We start from the raw sequence: 16,449 nt of genomic DNA on the forward strand, positions 1-16,449 counted from the left end.
AGTTCATCCTTAGTTCGAATAAAGAGTTAAATTTTATTTCAACTATAAAAAGAATGATGATTTAAATTTGAATATTTTAAATATCATCTTTATGCATTATAAGCAGATGGTTTTCTTAATGTATATAGTGATGATTCGCACATAAACTGATGTGCGAATCTTTTTCTTGATTCCTGTAGCGAAAATAAGGGGCTAAGGGCAACAAATAATAGTTCGGACTTCTTCAAGATCTGTATTACTGGGATGATTGAGATCATAATTACCAATGTATTCTTGACTTGTACTGTTACTGACGAAGTGTTTTTCGAAACGGCAGCCTAATATTCCTGCATTTTGTCGACGAAGTTTATTCAATGGAGGTATCTCTGTTTGAGAGTCAAATACTTGTATTAATTGATTTTCAGATAAGTCAGCTACATGTGTTTTTCCACCAGTAATAAATAGGGTATTGGTTTTTCTATCAAAAAATTTCATTATGGTCTCCGTTAAAAAACTCCGTGAGTGTTCACTATAAAACTTTATTGTCAAATAGTAACGCATTAAATGTAATTTCTACACTAATGAAGCTATTTCGTCAACAATATCGTGTTGCCAATAAGATATTTAAATTGAACATATAGTAGTCATGGTGTTGAGCTGCCTAACTGATAAGAAAAAAGATGATGAACACAAAACTTAATATAAAAAGTAAAAAATTAATTTTTTGTCGAGTTAACAATTTTAATAGAGTATAAAGAATGATACCTCCACCAATTCCATCAGCTATAGATGCAGTAAATGGAATCATCATGATGGTAATCATACAAGGAGCTGTCTCGCTAATATCTGGCAACTTCATATCAGTTAAATGTTTCATCATACAACAAGCTACGTATAAGAGTGCGGGGCCTACAGCAAAATTAGGGATCATCTTTGCTAAAGGAGAGAAAAATAGCATGAGAATAAAACCAATTCCAATGGTTATTGCTGTTAATCCACCACGTCCACCTGCTTCTATTCCTGCCGCAGATTCGATATAGGGTGAAGTACTTGCGGAACCTAATAATCCCGCCATTGCAGAGGCCATTGCATCAGCAGTTAAACAATTACTCAAACGTTTGGCGTAGTTTTTTTGTTGTTTAAATAAAGTAGGATTTAATAAACCAATTAAAGTTCCTGTGGCATCAAATACAGCAATTAGAAAAAAGGTAAACATCGCTTTCATTGCTAAAATAGTGTTAAGTCCAGAAAAATCGAGTTTTAAAAATGTAGGCGATATCGAAGGTGGCATGGACATTAATCCTTCCCAGGTTGATAATCCTGTTAATAGACTTAAAGTTGTAATACTAAGAATACCAATAATAATTGCGCCCGGTATCTGAAAATAGTCTAAGGTGAGTATAAGCAAAAATCCCAAAAAAAATAATCCGCTTTCAGGGCGATTCATTGCACCAAGATGCATCAAATGATGTGGATCAGTAATAATGATTTGGTTGTTTTTTAGGGTGATAAGGGCAATTAATAAACTAATGCCAATTAAGATCGCAATCTGTAAATTATAAGGAATTGCTTCTATAAGCAGGCGTCTTAGGCTTGTAAGTGATACTAAGATAAATAAGACTCCCGAAAGGAAAACAATGGCTAATGCATGCTCCCAGTGTATCCCCATTCCTTCTACTACGGTATAAGAGAAAAAGACATTTAATGCCATACCCGGAGCAATACCAATGGGAGTATTAGCGATTATTCCTGTGAGTAAACATGCAAAGGCGGTGATAAGACAAGTAGCGGTGAACACTGCACCTTGGTCCATACCGGCATCATGAAGTATAGCTGGGTTAATAAATGCTATATACACCATTGTTAAAAAAGTGGTGATGCCAGCGATGATTTCTGTTTTAAGGGTAGTATTTTGAAGAAAATAGGACTTTAACCGCTCCATTATGTTTTTCCTATTTATTAAAAGTAAATTATAAAGCTGGGATAATTTCTTATCAATATAAAAATTTATTTTAAAGAAACTCTGGAAATTGCCGACTATAATCAATATGTGTCAAGATATAGAGATTTTCAATATGGTAAGCAATATAAGAAATGAATTAACTGATCTGATTTTAAAGAGATTAAATGAAACCAAGGAGCATCTAAAACAACAATTTTTTCTTGAGCATCATATAAAGGTTGCCCGACATTTTGTTCTTGATAATCTACTTCCAAATGAAATTGCTGAGGCAATATACACGAGCTTTCCCCAATCAGAGCAAATGCGCTTATTAAGTATTTCCGGGAAATTAAAATTGAAATACAGCCATTTAAGGGATGTTCCCTGCATACTGCAAGATATTAACCTTGCGATGCAAGATCCTAGAATTGTTGCTGTGATTGAAGATATAACAGAGATTAAAAACCAAATTCCCGATCCTTCATCCTATGCAGGTGGAATTAGTACATTACTCAAAGGATATTATATAAATCCCCATTTAGATCTCTCACATGATGTGGATAATAAATACTATCGAACGGTGAACGTGCTTTATTATGTATCTCCTAATTGGCAAGTAGAAAATGGTGGAAATTATGAATTATGGGACTGCACAATCAAAAATCGTATTGTTGTCCCTAATTTTTTTAATCGTATGCTTGTTATGGAAACAAATCGATCATCTTGGCATGCTGTAAATACAGTGAAGAGTGATGAACCTCGATGTTGTGTGTTTAATTATTATTTTTCTGAGCAATCTCCTGAAGGTGAGGATTATTTTTTCAAAGGGATTTCCTATAGAGCTCGTCCCGAACAAAAAGTTCGTCGTGGAATTGAACTGGTCAAGAGCACGGTATTGAGAAAAAATTGGCAATATTAGATCCTTGCAAAGCCAGGTGTCGCACATAAAGTGCGACACTCAGGCAAATTATCAATCAACCCTAATAGTGACTAGTAATTTGGGAAATCAGGGGGCATTGAATCCTTATTAATCAAACCTTTTTTTAAAATAAAAGCTATTATAATTTTTTTATATGGAGCAATAATTTCTCAAATTGTGTCACGATTAAATTTGCTTGTCTTGCTCAGCAATATGTATTATATTGACCAAATTGATTAATAATGATTAAATTTAAATTTTTTCTACCGAAATGCATGAAAAATTGAACAGAAAAGAATATAATGCAATTGCAAATGAAGTAGCTTTGCAATTGCACTCACTTTTTCCTCAAGTAGAATCTCAGGTACTTCATTCTGTTTTTGGTCCGGAAATTCTTGCTCAACCATTAAGGATTTCAACATTAAAAACCAGGGTGGATTTTGAAGAGGTTGAGAAGAATGCCCTCGGACAACTTCGAGAAAAAATAAATCAAGAAAAAAACAAAACTATTCGTGAACAAAAGCTGCAACAACTAGAAAGCATTATTCTTTTTGGTCAATTATTATTTTCACAATCAGCATGCTTGTATTTTTTTAAAGAATGTAAAAGTGCATCAATTAACCCCAAAATCAGCAGGATACTTACAGAGATTAACAAACTGATTGAAGATGAAGGCCTGACAATAGAATCCTCCCGTTTTGAAGTATTGAGTCGCCGCAAAAAATTTGATGAACTGTATTCTAAAATTCATCAACAAATCAAGATTATGGTAAACACTGCATTAAATAAACAGGCAGATTCTTATCGATTACAAGATAACTTGGCCAAAACTAAAATCTTTTACTATCAACTTAATGACTTAAATTTTAAATACGCGCAAAAACCATCAAGAAGGTTTTCAACATTGGTGAATACATTGCAAAGTTGTGGCTCTAAAATTGCTGTAACTGCAACTGTTATTGCCATAGGCGCAACTGCGTTATCATTGATTCCGGCATTAGCTCCAATTATGACTTCGATTGCTTTAGCCGCTTCCTATGTATCATTAGTTGCTGGCGTTCCTCTTGCGTTAAAAAATTTGGGGACGCTACTTTATAACCTCTTTCGATTTGGCGCAGCTCCATCTAAGGGAGAGTTGATTGGAGTCGCTTTTATCGCAACTAACTTGCTGACTACGGGATTGAGTAAGCTTGCTAATCAACTTGTAACACTTGGCTTAACAGGCAAATGGGCAATTAAAACAGTAAATTGCCTTAAAGGAGTGGAAAATTTAACTAAAGCATCGCTGGGTGTAGTCGGACAAATCGGCCAATCAAAGCACGATATGGAAATTGAACAGGTTAATGAACATAGATTATTTTTAACATAGATGTGAGTTCGATATAAAAGGCTTGCGTAACATCCGGGGTTGCAAGATATCATGCCGGCGAAAATAGATTCATTGCGGATCGTATTTTGCACATAAAACATCATAATGCCTATCATAATATAACAAAAAACGATTTTGCATCATTCATTAGTTGAAACCTTCGGCACACTCCAAAGTTTAAATATGAATCATAGTTTGTTAAATGTGATCAAAAAAAGTATAATTGCTGCTACATTTAACTTTAAAGCCTAAATATATGACAGATAAATTCAGTTACTACCTAGAAGACAATAATGAAGTTAAAAACATGGATCACTTCGCTGCTTTGCAAATGAGTGAGCACTCTTTTAATGAATTGGGTTTGGATGGTTTAAAAAGCCAATGGAAAAAATTAGCTACTGAGTTTCACCCAGATAAAAATTGTAGCAGTGAGCGCGCTGGAATAGTATTTCAGAGAATACAGCAAGCTTATGAGGTTTTATCCGATCCTATTAAGCGCCAACAGTATTTATTGGATAAAAGGGTAGATTTTACTTTTGATGTCAATTTTGTTTATTCAGATATTGATATTTTGCTAACAGAGCTTAGTATAAAAAGCAATCAACTAGATGAATTAATTAATCGATTAGATAGACTTAATAAACCAACACCCTCTATAGACTCGAGGAACATACGTATTTTAGAAGTTCCTGATAGTTTGGAACAAATAGCTCTGGCCTTAAGTAAAATTTATAAAGGTACTTTTGTAACCGAAGATGTTCTCAACAAACAATTCCATCTCTTTTCTCGAATTGCAGCACAAGCCACAACTGGGGGCGAGTTTTACGCGCTTAATTTAATTGCCAAGAATGATCCGATCCTTTCGCAACGAAGGTTTGATTATATGCAAAAAGCTGCAGCAAAGGGACATTTGGTGAGTTTAGCACATATGACTAATGCAGTATTTTCCGGACATTTTAGACCTCTGGAAGACTCAATCAAATGGGGATTAAACTGCTTACGCTATTTAGAGAAAATAGCAATACCTAAACTTGAGATAGATGAGCCATCTTCAGAAGAATTGATCCATATCAAAGAGCAATTAGCGGTTCTTAGAGAGCGACGTAATGAAGTTTTGCCTTCGGTAATACCTAGGGATACTAAAGCATTTGATGAGCTGGTAACTCAAGTGGTTGAATATAGAAATAGGCGTGGAGGGGTAAGTTCTGAAGATTTCAAGCTTGCTCCGGCTATGATTGATCTATTAGAAAAAAATCAACTATTGTCTTCAATTCAATTGATTCATAAAGCAGAATCTATGCAATCATTACCAATTGATGAACATGATTTATTAGTGAAAGTCTATGACAATTTTGCAGAAAAAGTGACTGAATTGCGGCATGCTCCTAATAAAAATCAGAATGCCTTAAAAGCCGCTAAGGACTTAAGAATTCAGCTTGCTGAGGCAATTGATACTTATAAAATAAATAAAGCAAACTCAGCGATGACAAAAGAACAAGCAAAAATAGTATTTGTGGATATATCAACTAGTGCAATAAATAATGCCAAGCATTTATTAGAAAAAGAATTAGGATGGGGAGATTATCTAACCAATCTGGCAAAATCATTTGCTAATGTATTTATTAATGTTGCTAATTCGGCAAGAAAATCATTAAGTTTTCAATCCCAATTTACTCTTTTTGCACTCGCTAAAGCTTCTTTTATTCCTGAAGTAGAAAAAATGCAAGATGATTTGTTTCAACAATTGTCTCTAAGGTAAATTAAAAGAATAATTCTCAATATGAGCAAACCTTTTTTAATGCAGGGTTTGCTCCTGCATACACATTTATTCCCATTCTATGCCTTATGTAAGACTGGGAGTAATTTCTGTTTTGGGAGTGATTTCTCCATGAGAAGAGGGGGTGGCATGGGTTCCATATATCATCCTTGATACGGGACTCCAGAAGAAAGAAAAGGTTCTTGAAAAGACACCGCTTGTTTCTACCGCTACAGATTCTGAACCTTTATTTTCTTTGCTGCGATCAATGACACCAAAATGTTCAATAGCATGTTGTTCTGCCAATCTTAAGAATGAGCCTATTTCTGCAACTGGCGGAAGAGCTTGGGGTCTTTCTTTATAAAATCGTTCTGCAGCTGTTACGATTAATCCATTAGCCAATTTTAACAAATCCAGTTCATCCACTTCAATTTTATCATTAGGAACTATACTCCTTAAGGCAGCCAAATCATGAATAAAAGTCTGAATTTGTTGATAAAGCTTTGCCAAATCTTCAATAGTATCTGCGAATTGTTCTTCGTAGCTTTGAGTTAGCTGTTCTAGACTGTATGTTTCTAGGCCTTTTCCAGCCAACTTTTTATAGATATGGGTTATTTTAATTTCGGAAGGATAGTTAGGTAGTATTTTATATTCTTCGGGATTTATAATTTCATCTAGGGTGATTAAAGAGTTATTTTCGGCGTGATTTAATTGCATCAATAATGCGTTAAAAAAATGAATTAAACGCTTGTCCATGGATTCTTGTAAGTAGTTAAAGTCTTTTTCTAAACCTTGAGATTGAGTAATTAGTGTCTGGTTTATGCTGGTGAAACTTAAAAGGAGGAGTTCATCTACAAAGTGTTGAATCGTTGAATTATCCGATGCAGATAGCTCTTTAAATTTACTCAAGATATTAATAATGGCTTCATACAAGATTTCTTTTTCTTTTTGCTTTTCAATGGTACACCAATCCTCAGTTAAGTATTGTTGGCTTACTTGACGAATTACTATGCCAAATGTTTCCAACACGTTTTTGCGAGTATTTTCATAATCCAGAATAGATGCTTCTTTATTGGCGATTTTTTTGATACTTTCTTCTAAGACCAAGCTTGCAGTATTGATCAGCTCAGCAGGATTTCTTCTTTCCGTATCAAGACCAAAAATTTTAAAAAAATGTGTCTGCATTAATGACGCATGTTCTTCATTAACGTAGCCTGAGTATGTGGTAAAGATATCATTGAAAAGACCATAGGTATGTCCTTTGAGCAATGTTCTGCGTTGGTTAATGAGACCCATGTAGGAATAATGGGTTGAGTTATAAGCATCATAGCCTATTTGGTTTTTGGCAATTGCGGCATAAAGTGTTCTTAAAATTGTAGGAAAATCCATGGCGGATACATTGATTCGATCCGATTCAATAAGGCTGCCTAAATATTTTCTGCCTAACGCGCTATGCTGATTAAAAATCTGAATGCCATTATTAAATTCGACACCTTGTTTGCATAAGAAATGCAGCAGTTTATAGATCATTAATTTTTGGACATGGGTAGTTTTATAACCATCAGGGGAAACTATTATTCCCAGTTGAGAGCCATTATTCCCGCTTGATCCAGTGCCATGATGTCCTGGCATAGAATACCGAACAAAGTTTTGATTTTCCTTATTGGCTATTTCAGGAAAAATTGGGGTAAATCCCCAGTCAGAATGTTCGTTTACATAATAAATTAATTCCGTATTCTTTATAATTTCAGGCAATATGAAGAATCGTTCGTCATACCAGGTTATAGGGAAACAATCTCCAGGGACAGGGTCTATACCAAAAAAGTTTATTGAGACGTTAGGCAGGGACGTTTTTATTTTAGCAAACCACAGCTCCTGTTCTTCTTTAGGTATTAGATTAATTTGGGATTTTAGCGGTTCGATAATATCTGGCGTATTATTGGTTGGCTTTCCCTTGTGTCTTTTGGTTTGTTGTTCGGTTAACTGTTTTAATACTTCATCAAAAGTAACGCAAGTCGCAATAATCTTTTGTATTGCTTCTAATTCATGAGCCATTAAAATGGATTCAACAGCTCCTCTACTATGAGCAATTATATTGATTTGAGTTTGGTCACGACTAATTGCTTTTAGGATTGCAGCGAGACCTAAAGCAATTTTCTCACCTACATTAGCACCATCAGTTTTTGGCCCATTAATTACGGTGATTTCATCTGCCTGAAAGGGATAAGGGTTCTTGGCATCTATTTTTGCTGATTTAGGAGGTATGTCTGTTTTGATTAAAGAAGAAACAATACTTAACGTTTCTCCTTTAGGGTAATCTTTTACTTTGGCTCCTTTTATATAAGGAGTAGGCTTAGGGCCTTTTTTTAGGTCAGGAAAAAAGTCAGTGAGTGTCCCCAGCATTGTCAGTGTGAATGGTTGTTTTTCAATTTTACTGTCCATAGTAATTGCCTCATATTGTGACACAATGAACCATTATAGGCATTATTTAATATAAAAATAAACAAAGTACGTTCATTTTTTACATTAAAAGAGATGCAATTGAATTGTTTTTTAATTCTTGGTTTCCATTTTAAATCAATATCATATCGGAGTTGATCCCATTCTATGGGTGTTGGTGCTATTTCCAGTTTAAAATTAGGGGTGGTTTATGAGAGGTCGGCAAGGTATGGTCTGATGGCCAACCAAGAATAATGGGAACTACGGCGGTCATTTTTTTTGGTATTCCCAACTCTTTTTTCCATTCTGGCAAATTTAGTGCTGGGACTGAAAAACCAATAACGCAGGTACCAAGACCATAAGTTAGGGCAGCAAGCATTAAATTTTCTGCAGCTAGCCAGCAGTCAGCACTGACAAATTTACCTTTAAAGGTGCTGTATATAACAATCAACGCAGGTGCGTTATAAAAGACATTGAACTCGTTTTGTTGTACTACTTGTAATATATGCTCTTCTTGTAAGTCTATTTTTTTCTTTTTTTCATCCATTGTTAATTGTTTGGCGCTTTCTGAGATACGATCTAATAAAGCTTTATTCTGAATGACTACAAATCCCCTGGATTCTTCGTGAAGTGCTGAAGGAGCATGTACTGCTGCATCTAAAAGCTGATGGATAATTTCAGAGTCTACATTTTTGGATAAATAGTTACGTACTGCTCTGCGATGATACAAAGCTTCCATTATGTCAATTTTGTAACGATTTATTAATTCTGGGCTTTCCATGTTTGCTCCCGGCTTTGGTATCTACGTGTGTTTTGAGTCTTATTATAGTTATAGCAAAATTTATAATATTGGTTAGGAAAATTTCTTTGTCGCTTTAATTCTACGCATTAATTTTAATGTTCATTATAAAACCTGTATTTGGTTAAAAACCAAAAATAACATTTTTTTGTAAATGAGAATGATTATCAATATCATTTGTGTTAGGATTCATTACTTCGAAATAATAGCGTTTCTTAATTAAATGATTTGGACAATGAGTTTGTGAACAGACATGTGACACACTGTTTTATTATTACAAATAAATCACTCTGTGTGTCGTGAGGTAGAAGTAAAAATAATAAGTAGAGGTACCCTGATGATGTATAAAAAAATGATATTGGCTTTGGTCTGTTTGTCAAAAACAATTTATGCTGGGCAAGAACAAAAGTTACAGCACCAAATCATACAATTACAAAAACAAACCCAAGAATTACAAACTCAACTCAATGCATTGCAAAAACAAGTAGTTGCACAAGAGATTCATGATTTGGCTAAAAAAAACAAAAAGGTAATCACCCAACAACAATTTTCATCACGTGTTGCTAAAAAAGAAAATAAAAAAACGCATCAAAACCATAAAATTGTTAATTATCATTCATCCAATATAACAGTACATACTCCAGAGGAGCATCCTGAGCTCATTGGATTGTATCCTACAGCCTTGGTCGCAGATGAGCGAGTGGTAAGTTATATTGCAGGGACTCCAGTAGTTGCATCCCCTTATCTAGGTTCCCGGCCTGCATTTGATGGTTCGGATTATATAGTGAATATTTCAAGTATTAATCGTGATGTACGATTAATGCAACAACGTCGACGCATGTATCGATACTATCAAAATATGGGCTATCCTATTCCGGAACGACCTATAATTGCACTGAGTGGAAAATCAGAACCGGTAGGTATGCTCAATAGCAACTATGTTGGTGATAGCAATGTTGATTTAACTTTAGGCTCAAGTGAGCTGGATATTGCAGCTGCTCTTAACCAAAATGTGGAGGCATATATTGCAATTGCTTATGATCAAAGTCCTCCAGAGGTAGGGCCCAGAGTCAATAATTCAGCATTTAATTTGAATATGGGGTTTGTGAACATTGGAAACCTGGATAAGACTCCTTTTTATTTTACAGCCGGGCAATTGTATGTGCCTTTTGGACGTTACTCCAGTTCTATGATCAGCGCACCATTAACATTAAACCTGGCGCGAACGAAGACAAGACCTTTCATTTTGGGTTATAAATCCCAAGGAGATTCCGGGCCATTTGCTGCAACTTATATTTATAGAAGTGATACAACTCTGGGACGAACCGGGGTAGGTGGTGTAAACGCGGGTTATAGCTTTATATTTAATAAAATCAGAGGTGAAATAGGAACAAGCTATATTAGCTCCATCGATGATGCAGCGGGAATGCAAAGCACGGCAGCTAATCCGGGTACCTTTGGAGGGTTTGGTTCATTACTTAATGGGAATGAAGCAGTACGAAAAACCCAGGCCATAGATATTTATGGAAATATGGCTTATGACCGCTTCAATTTTGCTGCTGAATGGGTTGGTACCACACAAGCATTTAGAGCACAAGATCTAAGTTTTAACGGGCGTGGTGTAAAACCACAGGCATTACAAACAGAAATAGATATGACCTTTAAAGCATTCAATAAGCCATCATCTCTAGGTGTGGGCTACCAGTGGACTAAAGAGGCACTGGCCTTAAATTTACCTCAACATCGTTTTATAGGTGTATTTAGTATTTCTCTTTGGAAAGATACTGTTGAAAGTATTGAGTATAGGCATGAAATTGATTATGGAGCCGATCAATTCGCTAATGGAGCAGCTCCTCCGGGTCTGGTAAATATTCCAACATTAGGTACGGGGGGAACCTCTGATACCGTATCAGCCAAAATTGGTGTTTATTTCTAGAAATTCATATTGCTAGAAAATTTTGAGAATCTATTGATTCATTACGAATGGCAACAGAATAGCTGGTATTTTTGATGCAATAAAAATTTTGAAATTAAAAGGCCATATGGTATTACTTGCCACTTAAAAAGCCATCTTCTTTCGAAGGTGAGTATCCTGCACTAGGCTTAAATGTTATTGTATTGCAGGATAAGGTAGTTGGTAAACGATTCGCAGCTGATAAATAGCCTTATATTGATGCAATTAAACAGCTTGATGCCTAAACAGCAATTGATCCACTAAAATGAAGACTTGCAGTTTTAAAAAGGAAGCCTATTACCTTCTGAGGCTAATGGTTCCCGTATTAAAGGGATTTTTATAGAAGTTCGAAGAAATGAACAAGAAAAACTATTAGAAATGGAGCACCAAATTCATACCGTTAAAGAATTGATACAAAAAGCAACACTTGAATTGGGCTGCTTGGGAAGAAGTTTGGTCAAATTAAACCGAGATGAAGCTTTAACCACATCCACTCATCGCATCCAGGAAACATTCCTGCAGTTACAAGAGTCTCAAATTAAGCTGGGTGAGTCTGAGTTTGCAGAGGCATTACACTTCAAGAAACATGTTAATGATGCCTATGGCATTACTCAAACCTATGACTCTCTTCTTAAATCTATGGCAGAAAATATTAGTGATACTCAAAAGTCAATGGAGCTTGAAACAAGCTCCATTGAGAGCCTTATAGAACAACAAAAGGAACGTGAGAAATTTTTAAGAGCTGCTAAGGTTAAATTAATACAATTTAAGAACGATTTGGCTGAAACCTCTGAACTTTATATTCCCGCTGACAAAATTCCTAAACATGAGTTAATTAACTATTTGGAATGTACTTCTTCAACAGAGTTGATGCAGTTTTTTGATCAACTCTATGCAAATGAAAAAAATGCAAATTCATGGGGAGGTTGGAACTTTACACGTTTAAAGAATTACTGGAATCATAATACCGCTTTTCTTACAGTAAGTGATTTGGAATATGATTTGTCAACAACTTCAGGGTATATCGATTATAAAATTCAACTCATTGAACAAGAACTTGCTGGCACAGAGAATAAGCCTGAGGGCGTAGGGACTTCCCAGCCTAACCTTTGGGATCTGCAAAAGTCTTATCAAACTGCCATTTACAAAAAACATGAAGATAAAATTCGGTTATCGCAACTGCACACTGAGAAAGATAAGTTAGAAGCTGAAAAAAATGAAAAATTAGAGGAGTTGAATGCTGAATATGCACTTTTAAAACAATCATTTGAGAAAGCAAAATTGGCTCATCAACTTTCTTACCTATCGCACAGTCAAGCCGTTTGCGCATTAGACATTCTTAGGATTGGCTATGCGCTTACTGATATTGAAGAAAAAGAAATAAGCTTTAATAAGGTTTTAAAAGAGTTTTCTCAGTTTAAAAATGATGATCTAATAGTACAAATACAAGATTGCGAAGAGGAGCTTACAAAGATTAGTGATTCTATGAGCGAAGCAGCCTACGAAGAAAAATCAGTTAATGAATTGGTAACACATGTTGAATCTAGCATTCTCTATTTAGAAAAGGAATGGGAAAAAATTTTTTCTTTTACATTGGGTATAATACCTCCCATAGAGGTTAATCGTGAGTTGCACCAAGAACTCCAGATACTAAAGAGAAAAATGTATGGTTCTTTGGAAGAAAAAGGACTCAATGCTAAATACGTAACGTTGAAGACTAAAATCGCGGATCAAAAAATTGCGCTGCCGATACTCAAAGAGCTCGCTGAAATTCAAATTAATACCATTAGATTGTTAGAAAAAGCAGATTTAATCGCAAGTTATAGTCCTATTGATAGAAAGCAATTGTATGAAGAAATTAATCAACTGCAAAGCCAGATAGAAAAACGCATGGCCGCGATACGCGAGTTCTCAAATGGCATCGTACAAGAAAAATTTGTTGTTACTATTCAAAAGCTTCAAGAGCTTACTCAAGCAAGAGATACCATAGAACATTTACAAAAATTGAGAAAAATTAATGAAATCTACTCCAGGTTTATACAGAGGATTGAGGCATGCAAGTCCGATATGGTATTAGCTCGAAAGAAATTACTGCGAGAGATTGATGCTTTTACAAATGGAGAATTGGGGGCTTCTTTAAATGAGATTCGTAAAAATAACGATTCTAAGGTACAAAATGAGCTTTTACCAATACTCAAAATGCATGCCAAAATTGATTTCTTTAGCAGACTTTACGCACCTAATTCTCTTTTTGATGAAATGGAGAAAGAGGAAGATAAACAAAACATCTTTAAGCAATTAAATCGGGTAATTGCTGAATATAAAATATTTATTCAAAGATATAATGAATTGCCTCAGCGAGCAGCCATAGTAAAACAAGCACTTTATACCGATATAATAAACTTTCAGCACAGCGAACCTGTAATTACTTTGGAAGAACTTCATGACAATGACGACTCTGAAATCCAGGGACAAATGACTCTGATTTCAAACCTGAAGTCTAATCTGAATGAGTTTATGGCAAATCATAATGAAAAGGAAATCAAAAAGGAAATTGAGTTCGACAACGCGCGAGCAAACCTGGAGGAAAAATATTTTGGAGTAAATTCTATATTTGAAAATTATCTACAGGAGCGTGCTCATACATTTTGGTTTAAGGATTTTTTAAGTTCCCTTGCTTCTTTTGCATTAGGGTGCATTGGTTATAAATCCGATGCACAACTGCGACAAGGTTACCTTGATGAGCTGCACACTTCCCTGCAGTTATATCAAGAAAATTCTAGTGAGAAAAACACTAGGAAGCTGTTTCAAAAAATAAATTATGGTCTTACACAGTTCTCCCCCAGAAACAAAATAGATGAGGAGGGTTATGATAAGTCCCTAAACTCCAAGCTGAGTAGGTTTAGAAAAGAACTTAGGTATGTACAAGAAAAATATGCTGTTCATGAGACAGAGGAAAATCAACATCTTTTTAAACACTACCATCAAATTCAGAACTAATTCAGATAATGTGAATTCTATTTATTCTTCATTTTCCATATCCCTTGCCAGTTCGGTTCAGGAGGTTGTTCCTTAAGTATTTTGCAACGTTTAATATAAAGTTGGGAGGGTTTGTCTTCAGGGTATAACATTAACGCATTTTGGAATGATAAAATTGCCTTATCCCATAAGGCTTCATTATAAAACTCAATACCATTGTTGAAATGATTCAAAACATCAATTTGATTTGGGAATGAGTGTTTATCGTGAAAATCAATAATTTCATAAATTGATACAGGATTTACTTTTCCCTTGACAATAACCTTATCAATTTGTCTTGTCCTATACGTAGATTTTAATTGTTGATATGTGAATTCGCTAATTAAAATATGAACACCGTAGTACTTGCATAAGCCTTCTATTCGTGAAGCCAGGTTAACCCCGTCACCAATCACAGTAAAATCCATTCGTTTATCGGAACCAATATTTCCTGCAACAACCTTATCCGTATTAATCCCAATCCCATGTTTAATCGGTACTAAGCCTCTTTTATTTCGTTTCTGGTTGAAATGATTAAGCGCCTTCATCATAGCAATAGCAGCCCGAACAGCGCGATCAGGATCATCTTCATGGGGAAAGGGATTGCCAAAAACAGCCATGATGGCATCACCAATAAATTTATCCAATATACCGCTTTCTTCATGAATACAATCGACCATCAGTGAAAAATATTTATTTAATACATTAACTGTTTCTTCGGCACCGAGTGATTCAGATATAGAGGTAAAATCTCTTATATCTGAGAATAGAATCGTTGCCAAAGTATTTGTTCCACCAAGGGAAAATTCATTGGATTGCAACAACTTTTCTGCCAAATCAGAACTCATATATCGTGACATGGTCGCTTTCATACGTTTTTCCGAGCTAATGTCCTCAATAATCATAATCACACCCAAACGTTCTTTATTCGCGCTGATTAATGGTACTATGTTGATATTAGCTGTTATTTTGGTACCTAGAATATTCAATTCTATATCCATTAAAGTATCATGATTTAATTGTGAACTATGACTATTTATCGCCATAATTCGCTCAATCAAATTGTTTTTATCATCCTGAAAAAGAAAGGATGCATCCTTAAGGACCAGCTCCTCAGGATCAGATAAATGTAATAATTTCATCCCTGCTTTATTACAAGTTACAATCTGATTATTCTCATTAAGGGTAATGACTGTGCTGGTCATACTTTCTAAAATACTTTCGTTGTAATTTTTTATATTTTGAACTTCTTCAAATAATTTAGCGTTTTCTATAGCAATTGAAATTTGTGAGTTGATGGCAATGAGTTGATATTCATTGTCTTCTGTAAATTCTCCGTGTTTTTTATTTAAAACCTGAGTAACGCCTATTATTTTTCCACTTTTATTTCTAACTGGGGCTGATAATATTGAGCGTGTGAAAAAACCCGTTTTCTTATCAAAAGAAGGGTTAAAACGCAGGTCTACATAAGCATGGGGGATGTTGATTATTTTGCCGGTTGTAAATGTGGAACCTGCTATTCCTAAATGATTAGGAAAACGAATTTCCATCTTATTTAGGCCAATACTCGTTTCTGTATATAATTCACCTGTTTTATCATCATTGATAAATAAGGTTGCTCGTTCGGCATCCAAAGCTAAGGTAATGGTGTCAATTATTTTTTCTAAAAGCAAAGAAAGATTAATTTCTGTAGAAACAGTTGAGATGGTTTCTAATAAATGCATATCTCGTTTGTGCGACTCTTCAATTTGTTCTATTGTTAATTTATTCTGAATCGCCATAGCAGCATGCTCGGTTAAAGCTTCCACCATCAGCACATCAGAATCACTAAACTCCGCATCAATTTTATTTAGCATTTGCGTCACGCCAAGTAGTTTTCCCTCCATGCTTTTTAAGGGGACACATAAAACATTTTTGGTTTTAAAACCTGTAATTTTATCAATATTTTTGTTATGTCGCTCATCAAGTTCAGGATGTGCAATGCAAAGCGATTCATTGTGTGTAAACGACCAACCCGCTAAACCTGAATTATTCAGGATTCGTATTTCAAAATTCAGATCTCCTTGGGCTATAAAAGAATAAAGCTCGCCCGTTTTAGGATCATTCAGAAAAATAGTGCCTCGTTCACACCCAATGACGCAGGAAGTTACATCAATGAGCATGGTTAAGATTTCTTTAAGGCTGGAAGTATGTCCGGCATCTCGATAAATTTGAAATAGCAATTTATAGAAATTTTTTGATTTCATATTTTTAATCGCCAGAGTATTATTCATA

10 protein-coding genes are annotated in these 16,449 nt (G+C 35.0%); 5 read left to right on the top strand and 5 right to left on the bottom strand.

What is annotated here, in order from left to right; translation table 11 throughout:
- Positions 1 to 192: 192 nt before the first annotated feature.
- Together EKG34_RS01105 and EKG34_RS01110 are read right to left on the bottom strand one after the other, a co-directional pair.
- Positions 193 to 474, bottom strand: a complete 282-nt coding sequence (locus EKG34_RS01105) for a hypothetical protein (protein ID WP_003632107.1) — start codon at positions 472 to 474, stop codon at positions 193 to 195.
- Between the two features lie 166 nt (positions 475 to 640).
- Positions 641 to 1,921 (bottom strand): NCS2 family permease, encoded by a 1,281-nt coding sequence (locus tag EKG34_RS01110; RefSeq protein ID WP_003632106.1) that lies wholly within the window; start codon positions 1,919 to 1,921, stop codon positions 641 to 643.
- A gap of 133 nt (positions 1,922 to 2,054) precedes the next feature.
- Here EKG34_RS01110 and EKG34_RS01115 point away from each other — a divergent pair, with 133 nt between their 5' ends.
- The 3 genes from EKG34_RS01115 (at position 2,055) to EKG34_RS01125 (ending at position 5,968) form a co-directional block, all read left to right on the top strand.
- Positions 2,055 to 2,840 (top strand): 2OG-Fe(II) oxygenase, encoded by a 786-nt coding sequence (locus EKG34_RS01115; protein WP_003632105.1) that lies wholly within the window; start codon positions 2,055 to 2,057, stop codon positions 2,838 to 2,840.
- Positions 2,841 to 3,123: 283 nt separating this feature from the next.
- Positions 3,124 to 4,209 (top strand): hypothetical protein, encoded by a 1,086-nt coding sequence (locus EKG34_RS01120; protein WP_223800008.1) that lies wholly within the window; start codon positions 3,124 to 3,126, stop codon positions 4,207 to 4,209.
- Positions 4,210 to 4,465: 256 nt separating this feature from the next.
- Entirely contained in the window at positions 4,466 to 5,968 is a 1,503-nt protein-coding gene (locus tag EKG34_RS01125; protein WP_003632102.1) for a J domain-containing protein, read from the top strand.
- Between the two features lie 84 nt (positions 5,969 to 6,052).
- Here EKG34_RS01125 and EKG34_RS01130 read toward each other — a convergent pair whose 3' ends face one another.
- A complete protein-coding gene (locus EKG34_RS01130; protein WP_080619798.1) occupies positions 6,053 to 8,407 on the bottom strand; it encodes a hypothetical protein in 2,355 nt (784 codons plus the stop codon).
- A gap of 178 nt (positions 8,408 to 8,585) precedes the next feature.
- The gene (locus tag EKG34_RS01135) at positions 8,586 to 9,185 is read right to left on the bottom strand and encodes a nitroreductase family protein (protein WP_003632100.1); all 600 of its coding nucleotides are present in this window, start codon (positions 9,183 to 9,185) and stop codon (positions 8,586 to 8,588) included.
- 355 nt (positions 9,186 to 9,540) lie between these two features.
- On the opposite strand from EKG34_RS01135, the gene EKG34_RS01140 reads away from it, so the two are divergent.
- Positions 9,541 to 11,139 carry an LbtU family siderophore porin gene (locus EKG34_RS01140; RefSeq protein WP_003632098.1) on the top strand — a complete coding sequence of 533 codons (1,599 nt, stop codon included), beginning with the start codon at positions 9,541 to 9,543 and terminating at the stop codon, positions 11,137 to 11,139.
- 396 nt (positions 11,140 to 11,535) lie between these two features.
- Positions 11,536 to 14,157 (top strand): hypothetical protein, encoded by a 2,622-nt coding sequence (locus tag EKG34_RS01145; RefSeq protein ID WP_003632097.1) that lies wholly within the window; start codon positions 11,536 to 11,538, stop codon positions 14,155 to 14,157.
- A 17-nt stretch (positions 14,158 to 14,174) separates the two neighbouring features.
- On the opposite strand, the gene EKG34_RS01150 is transcribed toward EKG34_RS01145, so the two are convergent.
- Complete coding sequence (locus EKG34_RS01150) at positions 14,175 to 16,448, bottom strand: adenylate/guanylate cyclase domain-containing protein (protein ID WP_003632096.1); 2,274 nt, start codon at positions 16,446 to 16,448, stop codon at positions 14,175 to 14,177.
- Position 16,449 lies beyond the last annotated feature (1 nt).

Source organism: Legionella longbeachae, from assembly GCF_004283175.1.
Lineage (GTDB): Bacteria > Pseudomonadota > Gammaproteobacteria > Legionellales > Legionellaceae > Legionella > Legionella longbeachae.

Bases quoted from the DNA above. Each gene is read 5' to 3' on its own strand.
- EKG34_RS01105 (WP_003632107.1), bottom strand. From the start codon at position 474: ATGAAATTTTTTGATAGAAAAACCAATACCCTATTTATTACTGGTGGA.
- EKG34_RS01110 (WP_003632106.1), bottom strand. From the start codon at position 1,921: ATGGAGCGGTTAAAGTCCTATTTTCTTCAAAATACTACCCTTAAAACA.
- EKG34_RS01115 (WP_003632105.1), top strand. From the start codon at position 2,055: ATGGTAAGCAATATAAGAAATGAATTAACTGATCTGATTTTAAAGAGA.
- EKG34_RS01125 (WP_003632102.1), top strand. From the start codon at position 4,466: ATGACAGATAAATTCAGTTACTACCTAGAAGACAATAATGAAGTTAAA.
- EKG34_RS01130 (WP_080619798.1), bottom strand. From the start codon at position 8,407: ATGGACAGTAAAATTGAAAAACAACCATTCACACTGACAATGCTGGGG.
- EKG34_RS01135 (WP_003632100.1), bottom strand. From the start codon at position 9,185: ATGGAAAGCCCAGAATTAATAAATCGTTACAAAATTGACATAATGGAA.
- EKG34_RS01140 (WP_003632098.1), top strand. From the start codon at position 9,541: ATGATGTATAAAAAAATGATATTGGCTTTGGTCTGTTTGTCAAAAACA.
- EKG34_RS01145 (WP_003632097.1), top strand. From the start codon at position 11,536: ATGGAGCACCAAATTCATACCGTTAAAGAATTGATACAAAAAGCAACA.
- EKG34_RS01150 (WP_003632096.1), bottom strand. From the start codon at position 16,448: ATGAATAATACTCTGGCGATTAAAAATATGAAATCAAAAAATTTCTAT.